Origin of the sequence: Pseudomonas gingeri (genome assembly GCF_013386165.1) — a bacterium.
Lineage (GTDB): Bacteria > Pseudomonadota > Gammaproteobacteria > Pseudomonadales > Pseudomonadaceae > Aquipseudomonas > Aquipseudomonas gingeri_C.
Genome location: NZ_JACAOS010000016.1, coordinates 235,712 through 256,533, shown reverse-complemented (window position 1 = coordinate 256,533; position 20,822 = coordinate 235,712). Strand labels below are relative to the sequence as shown.

Annotated in this window: 20 protein-coding genes; 7 read left to right on the top strand and 13 right to left on the bottom strand. The window is 61.7% G+C overall.

Translation table 11 applies throughout. The features are described 5' to 3' along the window. Window positions 1-43 precede the first annotated feature (43 nt). The 3 genes from yjiA to HX866_RS17505 form a co-directional block, all read right to left on the bottom strand. Entirely contained in the window at window positions 44-1,030 is a 987-nt protein-coding gene (gene yjiA / locus HX866_RS17515) for a GTPase (RefSeq protein ID WP_177095986.1), read from the bottom strand. Between the two features lie 109 nt (window positions 1,031-1,139). Beyond that, window positions 1,140-1,337, bottom strand: coding sequence for a YbdD/YjiX family protein (locus HX866_RS17510; protein ID WP_017123431.1), 198 nt, complete (start codon window positions 1,335-1,337; stop codon window positions 1,140-1,142). A 15-nt stretch (window positions 1,338-1,352) separates the two neighbouring features. Further along, window positions 1,353-3,419 carry a carbon starvation CstA family protein gene (locus tag HX866_RS17505; protein ID WP_177095984.1) on the bottom strand — a complete coding sequence of 689 codons (2,067 nt, stop codon included), beginning with the start codon at window positions 3,417-3,419 and terminating at the stop codon, window positions 1,353-1,355. A 259-nt stretch (window positions 3,420-3,678) separates the two neighbouring features. Between HX866_RS17505 and HX866_RS17500 the strand changes: the two genes are divergently transcribed. After that, a complete protein-coding gene (locus HX866_RS17500) occupies window positions 3,679-4,047 on the top strand; it encodes a PilZ domain-containing protein (protein WP_177140161.1) in 369 nt (122 codons plus the stop codon). 8 nt (window positions 4,048-4,055) lie between these two features. Here HX866_RS17500 and HX866_RS17495 read toward each other — a convergent pair whose 3' ends face one another. From HX866_RS17495 to katB, 4 genes are all read right to left on the bottom strand, one after another. Beyond that, the gene (locus tag HX866_RS17495) at window positions 4,056-4,784 is read right to left on the bottom strand and encodes a hypothetical protein (protein WP_177103417.1); all 729 of its coding nucleotides are present in this window, start codon (window positions 4,782-4,784) and stop codon (window positions 4,056-4,058) included. 44 nt (window positions 4,785-4,828) lie between these two features. After that, the gene (gene radA / locus HX866_RS17490) at window positions 4,829-6,196 is read right to left on the bottom strand and encodes a DNA repair protein RadA (RefSeq protein ID WP_177095978.1); all 1,368 of its coding nucleotides are present in this window, start codon (window positions 6,194-6,196) and stop codon (window positions 4,829-4,831) included. A gap of 45 nt (window positions 6,197-6,241) precedes the next feature. After that, window positions 6,242-6,793, bottom strand: coding sequence for an ankyrin repeat domain-containing protein (locus HX866_RS17485; protein WP_177095976.1), 552 nt, complete (start codon window positions 6,791-6,793; stop codon window positions 6,242-6,244). A gap of 147 nt (window positions 6,794-6,940) precedes the next feature. Continuing rightward, entirely contained in the window at window positions 6,941-8,482 is a 1,542-nt protein-coding gene (gene katB, locus HX866_RS17480; protein WP_177140160.1) for a catalase KatB, read from the bottom strand. Between the two features lie 288 nt (window positions 8,483-8,770). Here katB and mscL point away from each other — a divergent pair, with 288 nt between their 5' ends. Next, window positions 8,771-9,184, top strand: a complete 414-nt coding sequence (mscL, locus tag HX866_RS17475; protein WP_177095972.1) for a large-conductance mechanosensitive channel protein MscL — start codon at window positions 8,771-8,773, stop codon at window positions 9,182-9,184. Between the two features lie 82 nt (window positions 9,185-9,266). On the opposite strand, the gene HX866_RS17470 is transcribed toward mscL, so the two are convergent. Then, a complete protein-coding gene (locus HX866_RS17470; RefSeq protein ID WP_177095970.1) occupies window positions 9,267-10,043 on the bottom strand; it encodes a ferredoxin--NADP reductase in 777 nt (258 codons plus the stop codon). 418 nt (window positions 10,044-10,461) lie between these two features. Between HX866_RS17470 and HX866_RS17465 the strand changes: the two genes are divergently transcribed. Together HX866_RS17465 and HX866_RS17460 are read left to right on the top strand one after the other, a co-directional pair. Further along, a complete protein-coding gene (locus tag HX866_RS17465) occupies window positions 10,462-11,175 on the top strand; it encodes a helix-turn-helix transcriptional regulator (RefSeq protein WP_177095968.1) in 714 nt (237 codons plus the stop codon). A gap of 150 nt (window positions 11,176-11,325) precedes the next feature. After that, the gene (locus HX866_RS17460; protein ID WP_177095964.1) at window positions 11,326-12,450 is read left to right on the top strand and encodes a methyltransferase; all 1,125 of its coding nucleotides are present in this window, start codon (window positions 11,326-11,328) and stop codon (window positions 12,448-12,450) included. A 21-nt stretch (window positions 12,451-12,471) separates the two neighbouring features. Here the strand turns inward: HX866_RS17460 and HX866_RS17455 are convergent, their stop codons facing one another. The 3 genes from HX866_RS17455 to HX866_RS17445 form a co-directional block, all read right to left on the bottom strand. Then, entirely contained in the window at window positions 12,472-12,639 is a 168-nt protein-coding gene (locus tag HX866_RS17455) for a DUF2474 domain-containing protein (RefSeq protein ID WP_177095962.1), read from the bottom strand. 89 nt (window positions 12,640-12,728) lie between these two features. Next, complete coding sequence (gene cydB / locus HX866_RS17450) at window positions 12,729-13,736, bottom strand: cytochrome d ubiquinol oxidase subunit II (protein ID WP_177095958.1); 1,008 nt, start codon at window positions 13,734-13,736, stop codon at window positions 12,729-12,731. Window positions 13,737-13,739: 3 nt separating this feature from the next. Continuing rightward, on the bottom strand, window positions 13,740-15,173 hold the full coding sequence (locus HX866_RS17445) for a cytochrome ubiquinol oxidase subunit I (protein ID WP_177095956.1): 1,434 nt from the start codon (window positions 15,171-15,173) through the stop codon (window positions 13,740-13,742). 335 nt (window positions 15,174-15,508) lie between these two features. Between HX866_RS17445 and HX866_RS17440 the strand changes: the two genes are divergently transcribed. Continuing rightward, window positions 15,509-16,771, top strand: a complete 1,263-nt coding sequence (locus HX866_RS17440) for an MFS transporter (protein WP_177095954.1) — start codon at window positions 15,509-15,511, stop codon at window positions 16,769-16,771. Here the strand turns inward: HX866_RS17440 and HX866_RS17435 are convergent. Beyond that, window positions 16,768-17,220, bottom strand: coding sequence for a DUF4879 domain-containing protein (locus HX866_RS17435; RefSeq protein ID WP_177095952.1), 453 nt, complete (start codon window positions 17,218-17,220; stop codon window positions 16,768-16,770). The two genes, HX866_RS17440 and HX866_RS17435, sit on opposite strands and share 4 nt — an antisense overlap. 250 nt (window positions 17,221-17,470) lie before the next feature. Between HX866_RS17435 and HX866_RS17430 the strand changes: the two genes are divergently transcribed. Then, window positions 17,471-18,766 (top strand): NCS2 family permease, encoded by a 1,296-nt coding sequence (locus tag HX866_RS17430; protein WP_177095950.1) that lies wholly within the window; start codon window positions 17,471-17,473, stop codon window positions 18,764-18,766. Next, window positions 18,763-19,842 (top strand): tRNA (uridine(54)-C5)-methyltransferase TrmA, encoded by a 1,080-nt coding sequence (gene trmA / locus HX866_RS17425; RefSeq protein ID WP_177125104.1) that lies wholly within the window; start codon window positions 18,763-18,765, stop codon window positions 19,840-19,842. Before HX866_RS17430 ends, trmA begins: the two co-directional genes overlap by 4 nt. A gap of 31 nt (window positions 19,843-19,873) precedes the next feature. Here trmA and HX866_RS17420 read toward each other — a convergent pair whose 3' ends face one another. Beyond that, window positions 19,874-20,713, bottom strand: a complete 840-nt coding sequence (locus tag HX866_RS17420; RefSeq protein ID WP_177140159.1) for an amidohydrolase family protein — start codon at window positions 20,711-20,713, stop codon at window positions 19,874-19,876. Window positions 20,714-20,822: the final 109 nt, after the last annotated feature.

Below are 20,822 nucleotides of genomic sequence, written 5' to 3'. Positions count from 1 at the left end.
AAGCTCGCTCCTACAAGGGGACTGCATTACCACCAAGCGCGCATCAGGCTGCTGCCACCTTGGCAAAGCCTTCGCGAATCTTCTCTTCCGGCAGGTCATCGGCGATAAACACGATCACGCTCTCCCGCGCCGTGCCCTCCTCCCACTCGGTGTCCCAGTCGAAACCATAGAGTTTGAGCACCCCCTGGAACACCATTCGACGCGGCTCTCCGGCAATGTTCAGTACGCCTTTGTAGCGCAACAGCTGTTTACCGTGGTCTTCCAGCAGTTCGTTCATGAACTCGCTGAGCTTGTCGATATCCAGCGGCTGATCGGTGCGCAACACCAGGCTGGAGATACGGTCGATGGAGGCGGCCTTGCTGACCGGACGCAGACTCAAACCGCCGCCCAGGTCGGCATTGAGATTGAAACCACGCACATCGAGCAGTTCCGCCAGGTCGATATTGCCGTGCTCGACGATGCGAATAGGCGCCCGACGGTTGATTCGCGTCAGCCGCTCACTCAAGGCGTTAAAGCTCGCTTCATCCACCAGGTCGCGCTTGCTCACCAACAGCCGGTCGGCAAAGCCGATCTGCGCCTGGGCGATGGCCTGGGTCAGGTGATGCTCGGCATGGGCGGCATCCACCAGGGTGATGATGCCGTCGAGCAGATAACGCTCGCGCAGTTCCTCGTCGATAAAAAAGGTCTGCGCCACCGGGGCCGGATCGGCCAGGCCGGTGCACTCGATCACCAACCGGTCGAAGGCGATCTCACCCCTGTCCAGGCGCTCCAGCAGCAGGTACAGGGCCTTGGTCAGGTCGGTGTGAATGGTGCAGCAGACGCAGCCGTTGGACAGCGTCATCACTTGCACCGGCTCGGCGCCCAGCAGTTGCGTGTCGATCCCGGCGTCGCTGAACTCGTTCTCGATCACGGCGATTTTCAGGCCGTGCTCGGCTTTGAGCAGATGGCGCAACAGCGTGGTCTTGCCGGCACCGAGAAAACCACTGAGGACCGTAACGGGAATAGGAACTGACAAACGAAAATCTCCCATGCACTGAAAACAAATGTAGGAGCCAGCTTGCTGGCGATGGCGTCCTTGAGAGCGCTATCGCCAGCAAGCTGGCTCCTACAGTGACTGAGGCGTTAGCTGAAACGGTGTTTCAACAGCACTTCGGCCCGCCCTTGCCGCCGTAACGAGCCTCCTGGCGCTCCCGGAAGAACGCCTCATAGGTCATGACCGGCTTGTCCGGGTGCTTGTTCTGCATATGCTCGACATAGGTGTCGTAGTCGGGCATGCCGACCATCAGCCGCGCCGCCTGCCCGAGGTACTTACCGAGACGACTCAGGTCGTTGAACATGCTTGCATTCCTCTCTTACGCTTCAGGCACGGCCTGGAACGGGGTTTCTTTGTCCGTGCGTTCCTTGTTGCCCCAGGCCGCGACACCGACCTTGATGGCATAGAACAGCACACTGAACACCACGAACAGGAACAGCGCCGTCAACGCCGCGTTGGTATAGGCGTTGAAGATCACGTGTTGCATCTGGTTGATGTCCTTGGCCGGTGCGATCACCTGCCCGGCGTCCAACGCTACGCTGTATTTCTTCGCCAGGGCAAGGAAACCGATAGCCGGGTTGGCGTCGAACAGCTTGATAAAGCCGGCCATGGTGGTGCAGATCAGCAGCCAGGCCGCGGGCAGCAAGGTCACCCAAATGTAGCGCTGGCGCTTCATCTTGATCAGCACGACCGTGCCGAGCATCAGCGCGATACCGGCCAGCATCTGGTTGGAGATACCGAACAGCGGCCACAAGGTGTTGATGCCACCCAGCGGATCGATCACGCCTTGATACAGCAGGTAACCCCACATGGCCACGCAACCGGCGGTGGCGATCAGGTTGGCGGTCCAGGATTCGGTCCGTTTGAGTGCCGGAACGAAGGAACCGAGCAAGTCCTGCAGCATGAAACGCCCGGCACGGGTGCCGGCATCCACGGCCGTCAGGATAAACAGCGCTTCGAACAGGATCGCGAAGTGGTACCAGAACGCCATGGTGTTTTCACCCGGCAGGACATGGTGGAGGATCTGCGCGATACCGACCGCCAGGGTCGGCGCCCCGCCAGCACGGGCCAGCACGGTGGTTTCGCCAATATCCTTGGCCACCGCCTGCAAGGCCTCAGGCGTAATCGCGAAACCCCAACTGCTGACGGTTTGCGCCACCGCCACCACATCACCGCCGACCACGGCCGCCGGACTGTTCATGGCGAAGTACACGCCCGGCTCGATCACCGAGGCGGCGACCATCGCCATAATGGCCACGAAGGACTCCATCAGCATGCCGCCGTAACCGATGTAACGGGCGTTGGTTTCCTTATCCAGCAGCTTGGGCGTGGTCCCGGAGGCGATCAGCGCATGGAAGCCCGACACCGCGCCGCAAGCGATGGTGATGAACAGGAACGGGAACAGGCCGCCTTTCCAGACCGGGCCGGTGCCGTCGACGAACTGGGTCAGCGCCGGCATTTTCAGCACGGGCATGGTGATCAGGATGCCGATCGCCAGGGCGATGATGGTACCGATCTTGAGGAAGGTCGACAGGTAGTCGCGAGGTGCCAGGATCAGCCACACCGGCAATACCGCCGCCACAAAACCGTAACCGACCAACATCCAGGTGATCTGTACGCCCGTGAAGCTGAACGCCTTGGCCCAGACCGGATCGGCGGCGATCTGCCCGCCGAGCCAGATCGAACCAAGCAGCAGAAGCACGCCGACAATCGAGATTTCACCGATGCGGCCCGGGCGGATGTAGCGCATGTAGATGCCCATGAACATCGCGATCGGGATGGTCGCCATCACCGTGAAAATGCCCCATGGGCTCTCGGCCAGGGCCTTGACCACGATCAGCGCCAGCACCGCAAGGATGATGATCATGATCAGGAAGCAGCCGAACAGGGCGATGGTCCCCGGGACGCGGCCCATTTCCTCGCGAACCATGTCACCGAGGGAACGGCCGTTGCGGCGGGTAGAGAGGAACAGGACGATAAAGTCCTGCACCGCGCCGGCCAACACCACGCCGGCAATCAGCCACAGAGTACCGGGCAGATAGCCCATCTGCGCCGCCAGCACCGGCCCGACCAGCGGCCCCGCGCCAGCAATGGCCGCGAAGTGGTGACCGAAAAGAATGTGTTTGTTGGTCGGCACATAGTCCAGACCGTCGTTGTTGAGCACCGCCGGCGTGGCCCGATTGGCATCGAGCTGCATGACATTATTGGCAATGAACAAACTGTAGTAACGATAAGCAACCAGATAGATCGCCACAGCGGCGACCACGATCCACAAGGCGTTGATCGCCTCGCCGCGGCGCAAGGCCACTACGCCCAGGGCACACGCACCAACGATTGCCAGCAGCAGCCAGGGTAAGTGACGTAGCGGGCTATTATTATTTTTCATTTTTATATTCCAGCCAGAGAGGACAAGAAAGACAGCCACCTTGAGTTTAGCGCCAACAGGGCTAAAGGCCATACTCCCCATTGGTCGAGAATGGCTTTTTATTGTCCTCGTCATGTAGACACGGCGGTGGCTGTCCGATGACCGTCGACGATAGCCCAGGACAGCAGAAACCGTGTGTTATCCGGCTATCCATCGCCAACAGGCTCGCTCCTGCTGGCTGTGGCGGCTATAGTCAGGTGATCCGCCAAGGAGCCACGTCATGAGCGACCCGCATTCCAATCGACGCCAATTCAAACGCATTGATTTCGACGCCGACACCACCCTCAGCCAGGGCTCCACCGTCTGGTCGGCGCATCTGATCGATCTTTCGCTCAAGGGACTGCTGCTGCAGCGGCCCGGCACCTGGGACGACAGCAACCAAGGCGTGTTCCGTATCGACATTCGCCTGGCGGCGAACGCCCATGTCGAAATGGACGCCGAACTGGTCCACCGGGAAAAAGATCACCTGGGCTTCAAGTGCCTGCACATCGGCCTGGAGTCGATCCAGCACCTGCGCCGCCTGATCGAACTGAACCTGGCCGACGCCGCAGAGCTGGAACGGGAGCTGGGCGCCCTGATCGAGCTGTAGATCAAGGATCAGGGAAACGCCGAACGCTGCGGAAAATCGCTCTCGGTGTCCCAATAACCCGCCTCTTGCCGCGACGACAGTTGCCAGGCGCCGTCCTGGAAACGATAGGTGCGGTAGGTGGTGACAAACTCTTCATCCTCACTCGCCGGCGACGATGACACCTGCTGGATCTGCGCCTTCCCATCCGCCGCCGGCGCACCGACCTGCCAGGCCGCCTTGCCGGTCTGGGCCAGGAACAACGCTTCGCTCTTGCCCTCCGCCGTCCGATAGACCGTGGTATTGAGCTTGCCCACCGAGGGCATCAATACCTGGGTCGCCGGACCGCTGTAAGTGCCCATGGGCGCGGTCTCGTCGATGGTCAGGAAAAACGCCGGGGCCGGCATGCCCGTCAACGGCGCTTTCTCGACGCTGGCCAGCGGATAACCCAGGCTTTTGTTCTCCAGCGCCTCACCGGACGGCGCCAGCAAGCGGACCTGGGCCTCGACGAACGGGGTCTTCTCGACATCCGCCGCGAGCACTTGGTCTTCGAGGTTTTCCGGATCCGACCCATTGCCCCACAGGGCGCGATGCAGGTCAGGGGTAATCCGCGCATCCTCCAGGATCTCCAGCACCTGGCCGTCATCGACCGGCAACTGCTGGGCCACCCGATAACCGACGGGCACCTGCGTTGTCGCGCCCGCCACGCCGCACCACACGGCCACTCCCAATACCAGCACGGCCGAGCCGAAACCTTTCATCCTTTGACTCCCTTCATTAAGTGAATTGATAGGTGAAGCGATCACTATTCGAACAATGCATCCAGGGCCTGCTCCAAGCGCGTCACCGCGATGATCACCAGCCCCGGCGGCGCCTCTTTCGGCGCATTGCCCTTGGGCACGATGGCCCGTTTGAAACCGTGCTTGGCGGCCTCTTTAAGACGTTCCTGACCACTGGGCACCGGCCGCACTTCACCGGACAGGCCGACTTCGCCGAACACCAGCAGGTCATGAGGCAGGGGGCGATTGCGCAGGCTGGACATGATCGCCGCCAGCAACGCCAGGTCCGAGGCGGTTTCGAGGACTTTCACCCCACCGACGACGTTGAGGAACACATCCTGGTCGTGGGTCGGAATCCCGCCATGGCGGTGCAGGACCGCCAGCAGCATGGCCAGGCGATTCGGGTCCAGGCCGAGGGTGACCCGGCGCGGGTTGGCCAGGTGACTGTCATCCACCAGCGCCTGCACTTCCACCAACATCGGCCGGGTGCCTTCCCAGGTGGCCATGACCACACTGCCCGGTACTTCTTCCTGGGCCCGCGTGAGAAAAATCGCCGAGGGATTGGAAACTTCCTTCAGGCCGCGGTCGGTCATGCCGAACACGCCCAGTTCATTGATTGCACCAAAACGATTCTTCACCGCGCGCAGCAGGCGCAGGCGGCCATCCGACTCACCCTCGAAATACAGCACGGTGTCGACCATGTGTTCGAGTACCCGCGGTCCGGCCAGGGCGCCTTCCTTGGTCACATGACCGACCAGGAAAATCGCCGTGCCGCTCTGCTTCGCATAACGCACCAGCAACGCCGCGCTCTCGCGGACCTGGGACACGCCACCCGGTGCTGATTGCAGTTGCTCGGTGAAAATGGTCTGGATCGAGTCGATCACCATGACCTTGGGCTTTTCCACCCGGGCGGTGGCAATGATGGTTTCGATGCAGGTTTCGGTCATCACCCGCAGTTGGTCCTGGGGCAGGCCCAGGCGGCGGGCGCGCATGGCGACCTGCTGTTGCGACTCTTCGCCGGTGACATACAGCGCCGGCATGCGCGCGGCGAGGTTGCACAGGGTCTGCAGGAGAATGGTCGACTTGCCGATGCCAGGGTCGCCGCCGATCAGCACCACCGAGCCGTCCACCAGGCCGCCGCCGAGCACCCGGTCGAGTTCCCCGGAGGCGGTTGAAAAGCGCGGGATTTCCTCGACGCTGACTTCGGCCAGGGTCTTGATCTGCGCCTGTTGCCCGGCCCAGCCGGTGCGACCGCTGGGCGCCGCGGCACCGCCGCTTTCCACCAGCGTCTCGGTCAGGGTGTTCCAGGCCCCGCATTCGCCACACTGGCCGGCCCACTTGGGAAAGGTCGCGCCGCACTCGGTGCAGCCGTACATGCGCTTGGCCTTGGCCATCTGAACCCCCACGCAAAACCGCGATGATAGCTCAGCTGGCGGCGATCAGCGCGGCGCCGGTGTGCGGATTTCGCCGTCCGCCAGACGCGCCGCGCTATTGCCCAACGGATCTTCGGCGTTGAGGTTGGCCCCTTTGGCCGCCAGGGCGTCGAGCAGCCCGGTGCGCTTGAACAGCCCGGCATACATGGCCGCGGTCTGGCCTGCACCGTTGCGTTGATCCGGGTTGCAGTCGGTGGCGAGCAGGCGCCGGGCGATGCTCACCTCGCCCTTGAAGATCGCGCCCATCAACGCCGTGTTACCGCGTTTGTCCTGGGTGCAGGCATTGGCTCCGGCGGCCAGAAGACGCTCCACCGCCGGCCCCTGGCCGTGATAGGCGGCCAGGATCAGCGCGGTGTAACCCTGCTCGTCCTGGGTATCGAGGCTGTAGCCGGCGTCGATAAAGGTGTTGAGCATCTCGACATCGCCACGGCGGGCGGCATCGAAATAGTAATCCTTGAGCTGTGCCTGGAGCGCGGCCGGGTCTGTGGCAACGGGCGACTCCTGGGCGGAAGCGCCAAAGGCACAGGCCAGTAAAAGCAGGAAGGCATAAATACGCATCGTGAGACTCCTAGTGCCGACCCGTGGGAGCCGGCTTGCTGGCGATGGCGCCTTGACTGACGCTGCAACGTTCAAGGCCCTCATCGCGAGCAAGCTCGCTCCTACAGGATTTGCGGTGTATTCAAGACCTGGCTTGAGTGACTGGCCTCAATCCGACAGCTTCGCCGCCAACGCCTTGACCCGCGCCAGATCGCCCTTGGCAACCTTGGTCACCCCAGCGCCATATTCCGGATCGGCCTTGTAGAGGAACGACAGCATGATCTGCTTGCTCTCGTCGTCGGTGTCCGCCAGGGAGCCGCCGAAGTTCTCGATCAGGTCCTGCTTTTCCTTCTTGCTGTAGGAGCGGTACAAGTCACCGGCCTGCTTGAAGTTCTGCTCGCGCTGGATCTTCGCCTGCTGGGTGCTGCCCGACAGGGCCAACTGGCTGTAGCGGGCCGCCGGCGGCTCCTCGCGGGGCAACAGGCGGCTGGGCTGGTAGTTCACCCCGGTGCTGCTGTGACCGCTATTCATCGCGCCATCCTGATTGCCGTTGTTGATCGCGACTTTCGGCGCGTTGATCGGCAATTGCAGCGCGTTCGGCCCCAGGCGATACATCTGGGTGTCGGCATAGGAGAAGACCCGGCCCTGCAACAGGCGGTCCTCGGACGGTTCGATACCCGGCACCAGGTTGGCCGGGGCCATGGCCACCTGCTCGGTCTCCTGGAAGACATTCGCCGGATTGCGATCCAACACCATCTGCCCGACCTTGCGCTCAGGCACGCCCGGCCAGATCTTGGTGGCATCCAGCGGATCGAAATCGAACTTGCTCAGGTCCTGTGGCGTCAGCACCTGTACATAAAGATCCCACTTCGGAAACTCACCCTTGTTGATATGCGCCACCAGATCGTGGGTCATATGGCTGTAATCCTTGCCCTGGACTTCGACCACCGCTTTCGGGTCAAGGTTGCGCAACCCTTGCAGGCTCTTCCAGTGGAACTTGACGTAGTGCACTTCGCCTTTGGCATTGACCAGTTTGTAGGCATGCACACCATTGCCATCCATCTCCCGGTAACTGGCCGGCGTGCCGGAGTCCGAATACAGCTCGGTCAGGGTACGGGTGGCTTCGGGTACATGGGAGAAGAAGTCGAAGCGCCGCGAGTCGTCATCGAGATTGGTCCGCGGATCGGGCTTGAAGGCATGCACCATGTCCGGGAACTTGATGGCATCGCGAATGAAGAAGGTCGGGAAGTTGTTGCCAACCAGGTCCCAGTTGCCTTCGCTGGTATAGAACTTGGTGGCAAATCCCCGTGGGTCGCGCAAGGTTTCCGGCGAGTGGTTACCGTGCACCACTGCCGAGAAACGCACGAACACCGGCGTGGCACTGCCAGCGGCAAACACCTTGGCCTTGGTCAGGTCGCTCAGGTCATCGGTGACGGTAAAGGTCCCGTGGGCGCCGGTGCCGCGTGCATGCACGACGCGCTCCGGAATACGCTCGCGGTCGAAGCGCTGGAGTTTCTGGATCAGTTGCACGTCCTGCAGCAACACCGGCCCGGCGGCGCCAGCAGTCTGCGAGTTCTGGTTATCGCCGACCGCGGCACCGTTGTCACGGGTCAGCGTCGCGGCCTGGATGGACAGGGATAACAGGCTGGCGCTCAAGACCCACAGCACGCGCCTTGAGGAAACGATCCCAAGGGCTGGAATGATGTTCATATCGGACTACTCCTCTGGTTTTTGTAGAGCGCATCCTGATGCGCTGACCAGAGGCTAGTGACTGATACCTGGTTTTCTAAATAGAAAAGCCTGAAGGGGTCGATTGAGAAAATAGACGGGCCATCTCCCGCCAAGGCGCGTATTTCGCGCGATTGGTGGCACTTTGCAAACTTTTTCACGGGCAGCCGGTCGATTAGAGCAAGCGCAGCCGCCCGCGCGCATACAGCAAGATGCGCGCGGCTCCATTACACTGCGTTCACTCCACTCATCTGTAACAAGGAATAACCTATGAGCGTGCTCAGTGAGTTCAAGGCCTTCGCGGTCAAGGGCAATGTTGTCGACATGGCCGTTGGTATCATCATCGGTGCGGCCTTCGGCAAGATCGTTTCGTCGTTTGTCGGCGATGTGGTGATGCCACCGATCGGGCTGCTCATCGGCGGGGTCGACTTCGGTGCCCTGGCCATCACCCTGAAAGCCGCCGACGGCAATGTGCCGGCCGTGGTGCTGGCCTATGGCAAGTTCATTCAGACCTGCATCGACTTCGTGATCGTCGCCTTCGCCATTTTCATGGGGGTCAAGGCCATCAACCGGCTCAAGCGCGAAGAAGCGGTCGCCCCGACCCTGCCGCCGGTTCCGACCAAGGAAGAAGAACTGCTGGGCGAGATCCGCGACCTGCTCAAGGCCCAGGCCAACAAACCCTGACAGCCACAACGCGATCCCTTGTAGGAGCCCGGCTTGCCGGCGATGGCAATCTTGCGGACGCCATCGCCGGCAAGCCCGACTGCTACCAGTAATTCTCCACCGCCACCTGCCCGGGACGGCGGCTCAGACTGAGCTGCAAGCCCCGCTGCTTGAGCAGTGCCCGGGTGTCATCGATCATCTGCGGATTGCCGCACAACATCACCCGCGAATGCTCGGGTGACAGCGCCACACCCGCCGCACGTTCAAGCTCACCGCTATCGATCAAGTGGGTAATGCGTCCGTGCAACAGACCCGGACACTGCTCGCGGGTCACTGTGGCAATGAACTGCAGCTTATGACCGTGCTCGGCCAGGTAATCGCGCCCGGCCAGGCCGGCGATCAGTTCCCGATAGGCCAGCTCCGACGTCTCACGGGCACTGTAGACCAGGATAATCCGCTCGAAACGCTCCCAGACCTCGAAGTCCTGCAGGATCGACAGGAACGGCGCGACACCGGTGCCGGTGGCCAGCAGCCAGAGGTCACGTCCGTCGACGAAACGGTCCAGGGTCAGAAAACCGAACGCCTGCTTTTCGACCAGCAAGGTGTCGCCCTCGCGCAGGCGGCTCAGCTCGCTGGTGAACTCGCCCTCAGGCACGACAATGGAAAAGAACTCGAGGAACTCGTCATAGGGCGAAGACACCATCGAATAAGCGCGCCACACCACATTGCCGTCGGACTTGGTCACACCAAGGCGGGCGAACTGACCGGCACGGAAACGGAAGCCGGCATCACGGTTGGCACGCAAGGTGAACAGGCTGGGCGTCAAGGGCTGGACCCCAAGCAGGGTCTGGCGGGTGAACTTCTCGGCGCTGGCTGTCATGGCGTTCTCCGTAAGGCAGTGAACCTCAGTGTCGCGCAAAGGACACAGGAGAAACACCGGTACTTTGTAGTGGTATAGGTTTTTTCTAAAAACTGTACATATTCAAGACTTACGTACATGGCCCACTAAAAACAATAATCTATATATAAAATTACACGCTGCATTTAATATCTCTTCCCAAATGAATAATTTTGCATCGCCCGCAAAGAACTCTCCCCGCCAACCTGTTTCATGAACGCAACGGTCGCAGCAATAGCAAAACGCCTTCAACTACAGTACAACAGGCGATAACTACGGCTTTTTAAAGTCGATAAAAATATCGCCCGGAGGACTAAAAATGTCGTCCCCCAATGTAGATATTTCCTACACTATTTCCGTCACCTTCGACCGTTACACGTAATCACGGAAGGGCACCTCAATGGAGAACTGGCAGGATATTCAACTGCATCAGCTCATGAGTGAAAAAGAAGAACAAGCAATCTTCAACGCAGTTTTCAATCTGGCCGTGCAAATTGGCTTCACCTACGCATCATTTAGAATAACCACTCTAATCGGAAGCCACCAAACAAACAGCACACACTTCAACAACTATCCAAACGAATGGAACAGATGTTACCAACGCAACAACTACCAAACGATCGACCCGTTGGTTTTCCACTGTCATCGCTCGGTATTCCCGATCCTCTGGTCCCCGGAGGTCTTTCAATCCACACCGCTACTCTGGAGAGACATGCAGGATCATGGGTTGAGACAAGGATGCTCACAGTCAGTCCATGACGTTCGCGGAATCGTCAGTACCTTGAGTCTGGCGCGCAATTCGGTCCCGATCACCGTCGACGAGTTCTACAGCAAGGCCGGGCAAGTGCTCTGGCTGTGCAACTGGCTGCATTCAGCGCTGGCAGACAAGCTGCTGCCGACCCAACGGTCGGACAACTGCTACCCGCTGTCGCCACGCGAAGCCGAGATCATGAAGTGGACCGCTGAAGGCAAGACCGCCTCCGAAATCGCCGACATTCTGCACCTGACCACACGCACCGTGGGCTTTCACATGAGCACCATCATGAGGAAGTTCGGCGTCAACAACAAAGCCTCCGCCGTCTTGTGTGCCGCCAAATCAGGTCTGCTGTTCTGAACGAGCAAGGACCGCGTCCGGCAGAGGGATCTGCCAATCAGAAGAAACAGGCAATCGGCGACAAACCCACGTAAAATCCTTCAATCTTCTTTTCCCGCTTGTCCTGTCCCAACCTGTGACGAGGCAACATCGACGCTCCAGAGCCCGCTCATGCCCCTGCTAGAAAGCCCGTTTGCCCAACTCGACCTGATCCGCCAGCCCGAACAACAGAACGAGCCCCTGCAAGCCTTTGATGCCGCGGATGAGTACCTGCTCGCGCACCTGGCGCAGCAGGACGTGTCGGCCGAGACCCGGGTGCTGGTGCTCAATGACAGCTTCGGCGCACTGGCCGCCAGTCTGGTCGGGCATGTCCGGGTGACCAGCAGCGGCGACTCGTTCCTCGGCGCCCTGGCGCTGGAAAAGAACCTGGTGCGCAACGGCCAGGCCTTCGACGCAGTGCACCATGTCCCCGCCAGTGAGGCTTGGGCCGGGCCGTTCGACCGAGTGTTGATCCGGGTGCCGAAGACTCTCGCCCTGCTGGAAGAACAGCTTATTCGCCTGCAAGGCCAACTGGCCCCGGGCGCCCAGGTGATCGCCAGCGCCATGATCAAGCACCTGCCACGGGCTGCCGGCGATCTGCTGGAACGCTATATCGGCCCGGTGCAGGCGTCGCTTGCGGTGAAAAAGGCCCGCCTGCTGATCGCCACGCCCGAGGCACGGGAGCCGGCGGTATCGCCCTACCCGACGCGCTACCGACTCGACGCTCCGGCCATCGAATTGCTCAACCATGCCAATGTGTTCTGCCGTGAAGGCCTGGATATCGGCACCCGGGCGTTCCTGCCCCATCTGCCCGGCAACCTGGGCAACGCCCGGGTCGCGGACCTGGGCTGCGGCAATGGTGTGCTGGCCATCGCCAGCGCCCTGCAAAATCCCCAGGCCCAGTACACGTTGGTGGACGAATCGTTCATGGCCGTGCAATCGGCGCGGGAAAACTGGCAGGCGGCGCTGGGTGAACGCGAGGCGGTGATACGAGCAGGCGACGGCCTGGCCGGACAGGAAGCACAATCGCTGGACGTGGTGCTGTGCAACCCGCCCTTCCACCAGCAACAGGTGGTCGGCGATTTCCTCGCCTGGCGGATGTTCCAGCAGGCCCGTGAAGCCCTGGTGGTGGGTGGCGCGCTATACATCGTCGGCAACCGTCATCTGGGCTATCACAGCAAACTGGCGCGGTTGTTCCGTGGCGTCGAACAAGTGGCGGCGACGCCCAAGTTCGTGATCCTCAAGGCGCGCAAATAACCGCGCCCACACGATCAGGCGCTAGTGAGTGGTCAACCCGGCCGCACTCATGAACATCCGCATCAAGCTGGCCACCACGAACAGCGCCAACACGCTACCGGCCCAGATGATCGCCAGCCAGCCGAGGCGTTGCCAGAGCGGTTTCTTTTCCGCCGCTTCGATCTCGTGCAAAGAAGGTTTGCCTGTCATGTCCCCAGTCCTCGTCTCTCAAGCGCGATGACCTTCCCGGGAAGACCCTCGCGAGCAAGCCCGCTCCCACCGGGAGCGGGCGCGGCGCACTAGTGATAACCGTCCTCGTGGGTCACCTTGCCGCGGAACACGTAGTAGCTCCAGAAGGTGTAGCCCAGGATGAACGGGATGATGAACAACGTCCCCACCAGCATGAAACCCTGGCTTTGCGGCGGCGCGGCGGCGTCCCAGATCGAGATCGACGGCGGCACGATATTCGGCCACAAGCTGATCCCCAGGCCGCTGTAGCCGAGGAAGATCAACACCAGGGTCAGCAGGAACGGCGTGTAGTGGGCATTGCGGGCCACGGCCCGGATCAGCCCGTATAAGGTGACCAGCACCAGGATCGGCACCGGCAGGAACCAGAACAGGTTCGGCAGGGTGAACCAGCGCGCCGCGATTTCCCCGTGGGCCAGCGGCGTCCAGATACTGACGATCCCGATCACGGCCAGTAGCACGTAGGCCAACGGCCGCGCCAGGTCATGCATCTGCTCCTGCAACTTGCCTTCGGTCTTCATGATCAGCCAGGTGCAGCCGAGCAAGGCATAGGCCACCACCAGCGCCAGGCCGCAGAACAGGGTGAACGGGGTCAGCCAGTCCAGCGAACCGCCGGCGAACTGGCGGTTGACCACCGGAATGCCGTCGATGAACGCGCCCAGCGCCACCCCCTGGAAGAAGGTCGCCGCCAGTGAGCCACCGATAAAGCACTTGTCCCAGATATGACGCTTGTGGTCCTTGGCCTTGAACCGGAACTCGAACGCCACGCCGCGGAAGATCAACCCCACCAGCATGAAGATCAGCGGCAGGTACAACGCCGAGAGCACCACCGAATAGGCCAGCGGGAAGGCGCCGAACAGCGCCGCACCGCCCAGCACCAGCCAGGTCTCGTTGCCGTCCCAGACCGGGGCCACGGTGTTCATCATCACATCGCGGTCACGGTCCCCCTTGATAAAGGGGAAGAGAATGCCAATCCCCAGGTCGAAACCATCCATGACCACGTACATCATGATGCCGAAGATGATGATCACGGCCCAGATCAGCGGAAGATCAATACCCATGATTCAGTTCCCCTTGTTCAGGCTGTGGCCGTCGTCGCTGCCTTCATCGGCAGCGGAGAGCGGACGGGCCGGTGTGCGTTTCTGACCCGGACCACCGTGGCTCGTTTCCGCGCCCTCGTTGATCTTCGGCCCCTTGCGCACCAGGCGCATCATGTAGCCAATGCCCACGCCGAACAGTGAGAAATAGACCACGATAAACAGCGTCAGGGTGATGCTCATCTGCAGAAAGCTGTGTCCGGACGAGGCATCCGCCGTGCGCATCAGGCCGTAGACCACCCAAGGCTGGCGACCGATTTCCGTGGTGAACCAGCCGGCCAGGATCGCGATCAGCCCCGAAGGTCCCATCCACAGCGCCAGATGCAGGAACAGCCGATTGCTGTAGAGACGCTCACGCTTGCGCAGCCACAGGCTCCACAACCCGGTGAAGATCATCAGGAAGCCCAGGCCGACCATGACCCGGAACGACCAGAACACAATGGTCGAGTTCGGCCGGTCTTCAGGTGGGAACTCCTTGAGCGCCGGCACCTGCTTGTCCAGGCTGTGGGTCAGGATCAGGCTGCCCAGGTACGGAATCTCCACGGCGAAGCGGGTCTTCTCGGCCTTCATGTCCGGCCAGCCGAACAGGATCAGCGGGGTCGGCTCGTTGCCGATGTTTTCCCAGTGACCTTCGATGGCGGCAATTTTCGCCGGCTGGTGCTCGAGGGTGTTGAGGCCGTGGAAGTCGCCGATGACCGCCTGGATCGGCGCCACGATCAACGCCATCCACATGGCCATCGACAGCATGGTGCGGATCGCCGGGTTATCGCGACCGCGCAACAGGTGCCAGGCCGCCGAGGAGCCGACGAAGAATGCTGTCGCGACAAAGGCGGCCACGGCCATGTGCATCAGGCGGAACGGGAAGGACGGGTTGAAGATCACCGCCAGCCAGTCCACCGGAATCACCCGGCCATCGACAATTTCGAAACCCTGGGGCGTCTGCATCCAGCTGTTGGAGGAGAGAATCCAGAAGGTCGAGATCAGCGTGCCGATCGCCACCATGACCGTGGCGAAGAAGTGCAGCTTGCGCCCGACCTTGTTCCAGCCAAACAGCATGACCCCGAGGAAACCCGCTTCGAGGAAGAAGGCGGTGAGCACTTCATAGGTCAGCAAGGGCCCGGTGACGGCACCGGCGAAGTCCGAGAAGCGACTCCAGTTGGTCCCGAACTGATAGGCCATGACCAACCCGGACACCACGCCCATACCGAAGTTGACGGCAAAGATCTTCGACCAGAAATGATACAGATCGCGGTACGTGTCGTTGCGCGTCTTCAACCACAGCCCTTCGAGCACCGCCAGGTAACTCGCCAGGCCGATGGTGATGGCCGGGAACAGGATATGGAAGGAAATGGTAAACGCGAACTGCATTCGGGCGAGATCTAGCGCCTCCAAACCGAACATAAGTCTTCCTCTGTCAGGTAATACCGGCTGCCGACCGAGCGGTCCGCGCCTACAGCCCCCACGGATATGGAGTACGACGAATTCGAATTCGTTCTTCTCGCCATCGCAACGCAGGGATCCAGACCCAGATCAGCGCCCGAAAGGGAAGTGATCTGAATCAATCAACGTTAAAAGAGTAGTCCCATTCCGACGGCCGGGTTGTGTGGTCTTTTGCCGCGTGACAGGTTGCCTCAGGCGCAGATGACAACTGATCCGGGAAAATCATAGGCAGCTCAGCAACTTTTTGTTACACGGGAATGATAGTCTGCCTTATCCCCCGCCCAGGCGAGCCCCCGATGCCCACAGAGACACCGCTGTTGTTGCGCCATCACCGCCCTTTTCTGGCTTTCTGGCTGGCGCGGATCTTTACCGCCAGCGGCTTCCAGATGCTCACCGTGGCTATCGGCTGGAACCTCTACCAACTGACCGGCAATGTGCTCGACCTCGGTCTGGTGGGGTTGGTGGAATTCGCTCCGCGGGTGCTGTTCATGCTGCACACCGGGCATGTCGCCGACCGCTACGACCGACGCAAGGTCGCGGCCCTGTGCCAGTCGTTGCAGGCCTTGATCGCCCTGAGCCTGGCCATCGGCAGCGCGACTCACCATGTCACCCGGGAAATGATCTTTATCCTGGCGTTCCTGCTGGGGGCGGCACGCTCTTTCGAAATGCCTACGACCCAGGCGTTGTTGCCGTCCATCGTGCCGGCGGCGCTGTTCCCCCGCGCCGTGGCCGCGGCCCAGTCGGCCCAGCAACTGGCGACCATCGTCGCCCCGGCCCTCGGTGGCCTGCTCTATGCCCTGGGCAGCACCTGGGTCTATGGGCCCACCGTGGCCCTGTATGTGATCGCCTGCTTGCTGATGCTCAACCTGCCGGCGCGGCAGACCGCCCTGAATAAAGGCAAAGCCACCCTGCACTCACTGTTGGCGGGGATTCGGTTTATCCGCAGTCGCCCGGACATTCTCGGGGCGATTTCCCTGGACCTGTTCGCCGTCCTGCTGGGCGGTGCCACGGCCCTGCTGCCGGTGTTCGCCAAGGACATCCTGCTGACCGGCGCCTGGGGCCTGGGCCTGTTGCGCTCGGCCCCGGCGGTGGGCGCGTTGCTGATGTCCCTGTGGCTGGCGCGCTTCCCGGTGGAGCGCAAGGTCGGACGGATCATGTTCACCGCCGTCGGCGTGTTCGGCGTGGCAACCATAGCCTTCGGCCTGTCGACCTCGTTCTGGTTCTCCCTGGCGGTGCTGGTGGTGCTGGGCGCGGCGGACATGATCAGCATGGTGATCCGCGCGTCTTTCGTGCAACTGGAGACCCCGGACGAGATGCGCGGCCGGGTCAGCGCCGTGAACGGGTTGTTTATCGGCGCCTCGAACCAGCTCGGCGAGTTCGAGTCGGGGCTGACGGCCCACTGGTTCGGCACCGTGCCCGCGGTGGTCATGGGTGGCATCGGCACCCTGGTGATCACCGGGAGCTGGATGAAACTGTTTCCGACCCTGGCCCGACGCGATCGCATGCACGAAGTCCCCGGCCAATCGGAGGAAGTGGCCGGGCCGGCGAAAGTCGCTTAAGGGACGGCGATCTGAATTTCCGCGCCCTTGGTCTGCACCGGCGCCGTCAGCGAACGATCGGCGACGACGAAGGTACCGACCTCCTGGCTGTCCAGCTCAAACACATAGCTGAATTTGTAACCCACCACCTTGCCGGTGGTGCAAGCCAGGAACGGCCGTTGGAATTCGCAGAGTGAACTGCGCGTGGCGTATGGCAGCGGTGCGCCGTTGAGAAAGGCTAGCGGACCATGGCCATAACCCGACTCCACCACCGTCACGGTGATCGGCCCATTATGGGCACATTGGGTTTGCCTGCGACCGTCGGACACGTCCTCGATACAGCCCCGAGACACCACCGTGTAGATGGCCACACCGATCAGCGCCTGGGCTGGCGCGGCAGACGCCGTCAGCACCGTACTGGCCATCACCAGGCCCATGCCCAGGACCAGACTCTTCACTCGACTGCTCATAAATCCCTCCGAATGGAGCCAGCAGTATGCCTGATGCACCCGTCAACGGCATCGATGCCCCGCGCCGGGACAGTTTTTTTACCCATGTCCTGGCATCCTGCTTGCAACGCGCAGCCAACCGACGCAAACCACTGGTATGATGCGCGGCTTTTTTTCCACAGACAGAAGCTCATCAGGCCGCTAGAGTCTGTGCTTGGCTGTTTGGGGATCGATTCATTCACGGCGCCGAGTGCGCCACGGGGGAGCAGAGATGCTGGAAAGGCTGTTTCAACTCAAGGCACACAACACCAATATCCGCACCGAGATACTCGCGGGCGTTACCACCTTCCTGGCCATGGCCTACATTCTGTTCGTCAACCCGAGCATCCTCGGCGAAACGGGCATGGACAAGGGCGCGGTGTTTGTCGCCACCTGCCTGGCCGCGGCCATCGGCTCGACGGTCATGGGCCTGATCGCCAACTACCCGATCGCCCTGGCACCGGGCATGGGCCTGAACGCCTTCTTCACCTACACCGTGGTCCTGCACATGGGCCATACCTGGCAAGTCGCGCTGGGGGCGGTGTTCATCTCGGCGGTGTGCTTCTTCCTGCTGTCGATCTTCCGTATCCGCGAGTGGATCATCAACAGTATCCCGCTGCCGCTACGCTCGGCGATTGCCGCCGGTATCGGTCTGTTCCTGGCACTGATCGCCCTGCACAACGCCGGCATCGTGGTGAGCAACCCGGCGACCATGGTCGGCCTCGGTGACCTCAAGCAGCCGGCACCGATTCTCGCCACCCTGGGCTTTGCCGTCATCGTCGCCCTGGACGCCCTGAAAGTCCGTGGCGCGGTGCTGATCGGCATCCTCGGCGTGACCATCGTTTCGATCCTGATGGGCTTCAGCCCGTTCGGCGGCATCGTCTCGGCACCGCCGTCGCTGGCGCCGACCTTTATGCAACTGGACATCAAGGGCGCCCTGGACATCGGCCTGGTCAGCGTGATCTTCGCTTTCCTGTTCGTCGACCTGTTCGACAACTCCGGTACCCTGATCGGCGTCGCCAAGCGCGCCGGGCTGATGGGCAAGGACGGCCACATGCCGAAAATGGGCCGTGCGCTGATCGCCGACAGCACCGCCGCGATGGCCGGCTCGCTGCTGGGCACCTCGACCACCACCAGCTACATTGAATCGGCGGCGGGCGTCAGTGCTGGCGGCCGTACCGGTTTGACCGCCGTCGTCGTGGCCATCCTGTTCCTGCTGGCGCTGTTCTTCGCTCCACTGGCCGGCAGCGTTCCGGCGTTCGCCACCGCACCGGCGCTGCTGTTCGTGGCCGTGCTGATGGCCTCGGGCCTGGCGGAAATCAACTGGGATGACATCACCGAAGCCGCACCGGTGGTGGTCACCGCCCTGGCCATGCCCTTCACCTATTCCATCGCCAATGGCATCGCGTTCGGCTTCATTGCCTGGACCGCGATCAAGTTGCTGTCCGGTCGCGCCCGCGAACTGAACCCGGCGCTGGTGATTCTGTCGATACTGTTCGTGATCAAGCTGGGCTGGTTCAACGCATGACTTTTGATTCCAACACTTACACCGCTCAGCTCGAAGACAAGGTCGCGCGCTTGCGCGACCTGCTGGCGCCGTTCGATGCACCCGAGCCGCGGGTCTTCGACTCGCCCTTGCAGCACTTTCGCCTGCGGGCGGAGTTCCGCCTGTGGCGCGAAGCCGGTGAACGCCACTACGCGATGTTTTCCCAGGACGACAAGCGCACGCCGATCCTGATCGAAGACTTCCCGATTGCCAGCCTGCGCATCAATGAGTTGATGCCCAAGCTCAAGGCGGCCTGGCAAGCCAGCGCGCCCCTGAGCCACAAGCTGTTCCAGGTGGAGTTCCTGACCACCCTGGCGGGCGACGCGATGATCACCCTGTGTTATCACCGCCCACTGGACGAGCACTGGCAGATCGCCGCCGAGCAACTGGCTGCCGACCTGGGCGTCAGCATTATCGGCCGTTCCAAGGGCAAGCGGGTGGTGATCGGCCACGACTACGTGGTGGAGAAATTCGAGATTGCCGGGCGCACCTTCAGCTACCGGCAACCGGAAGGGGCCTTCACCCAGCCCAACGGCACGGTGAACCAGAAGATGCTCAACTGGGCCTATGAAGCCCTCGGCGAGCGTTCGGACGACCTGCTGGAGTTGTATTGCGGCAACGGCAACTTCACCCTGCCGCTGGCGACCCGGGTGCGCAAGGTGCTGGCCACCGAGATCAGCAAGACCTCGGTGAATGCCGCCCTGAGCAACCTCGATGAGAACGCGATCGACACGGTCACCTTGGTACGTCTGTCCGCCGAGGAACTGACCGCAGCGCTGAACGAGGTTCGTCCGTTCCGTCGCCTGCACGGCATCGACCTGAAAAGTTATGAGTTCGGCAGCGTGTTCGTCGACCCGCCCCGTGCCGGCATGGACCCGGACACGTGCGAGTTGACCCGGCGTTTCGACAATATCCTGTACATCTCCTGCAACCCCGAGACCCTGGCGGCGAATATCGAGCAACTGCACGATACCCACCGCATCGAACGCTGCGCGCTGTTCGATCAATTCCCCTGGACCCATCACATGGAATCCGGGGTGTTGCTGACCCGTCGTTGAACCCGGGCGCAGGCGGCATCTGCCGCCTGCCTCAGTCTTTGACGAAGCCGAACAATTCGGCGGCCGTATTGCACAGCAGATGCTGGCGCAGCGGCGGTGCACAGGCCAGCTGGCGCAGACGATCGATCTCGGAGCCGAAGCTGACCTCCTGCTCATGCTGGGTATGCGGCCAGTCGCTGCCCCAGAGCAAACGGCCCGGCCCCAGGCTTTGCAGCATCAGCGACAGGGCCTTTTCGGCAAAATGCAGATTCTCCATCGCCGTCCCGCCCAATCGATAAATACCCGACACCTTGATCCACAAACGCCCGCTGGCACCCAGTTCGAGCAGACGGGCAAAAGCCGGCTGCTCGGCGCCCGATCGTGCGTCAGGGCGACCAAAATGATCGACCACCACCTTGCACCCCAAGGCCAGCAGCGGTTCGATCAAGGCCGGTAGATCTTCCAGTTGGCGATGCAGTTCGACATGCCAACCCAGGCGGCACAGATGCTGGAAAAACACCTGCCACGGCGCCTCGGCAAAATCCGGCAACGGCTGCCCCATCAGGTTCAGGCGCACACCCGCCACACCCAGCGCGGCCATCCGCGCAAGCTCGCTGAAGGCGATATCGCGCTCGACCACCACCACCCCACGCAAGCGCTCGGGCGCTTGCTGCAACGCCGCCAGCAGGTAGCGGTTATCGGTGCCGAGGAAGCTCGGCTGCACCAACACACCGTGGCTCAGGCCATTCTCCTGCAAGTGTTGCAGATAGGTCGCCAGGGTCGCGTCGTAGTCCGGCGCATAACGGCGCACCGTCGCAAGCCCCAGGCCACGTTCGAAAACATGGGCGTGGGCATCGATACCGCGAATCGGCAATGGGCAAGTGTCGGACATGGAACTCATCTATGGAAAAGGTTGAATACAACCCGTGTAGGAGCCAGCTTGCTGGCGATGCGATCTAAGGGGCAACCTCTCCGTTGCCTGGAAAATCGCTATCGCCAGC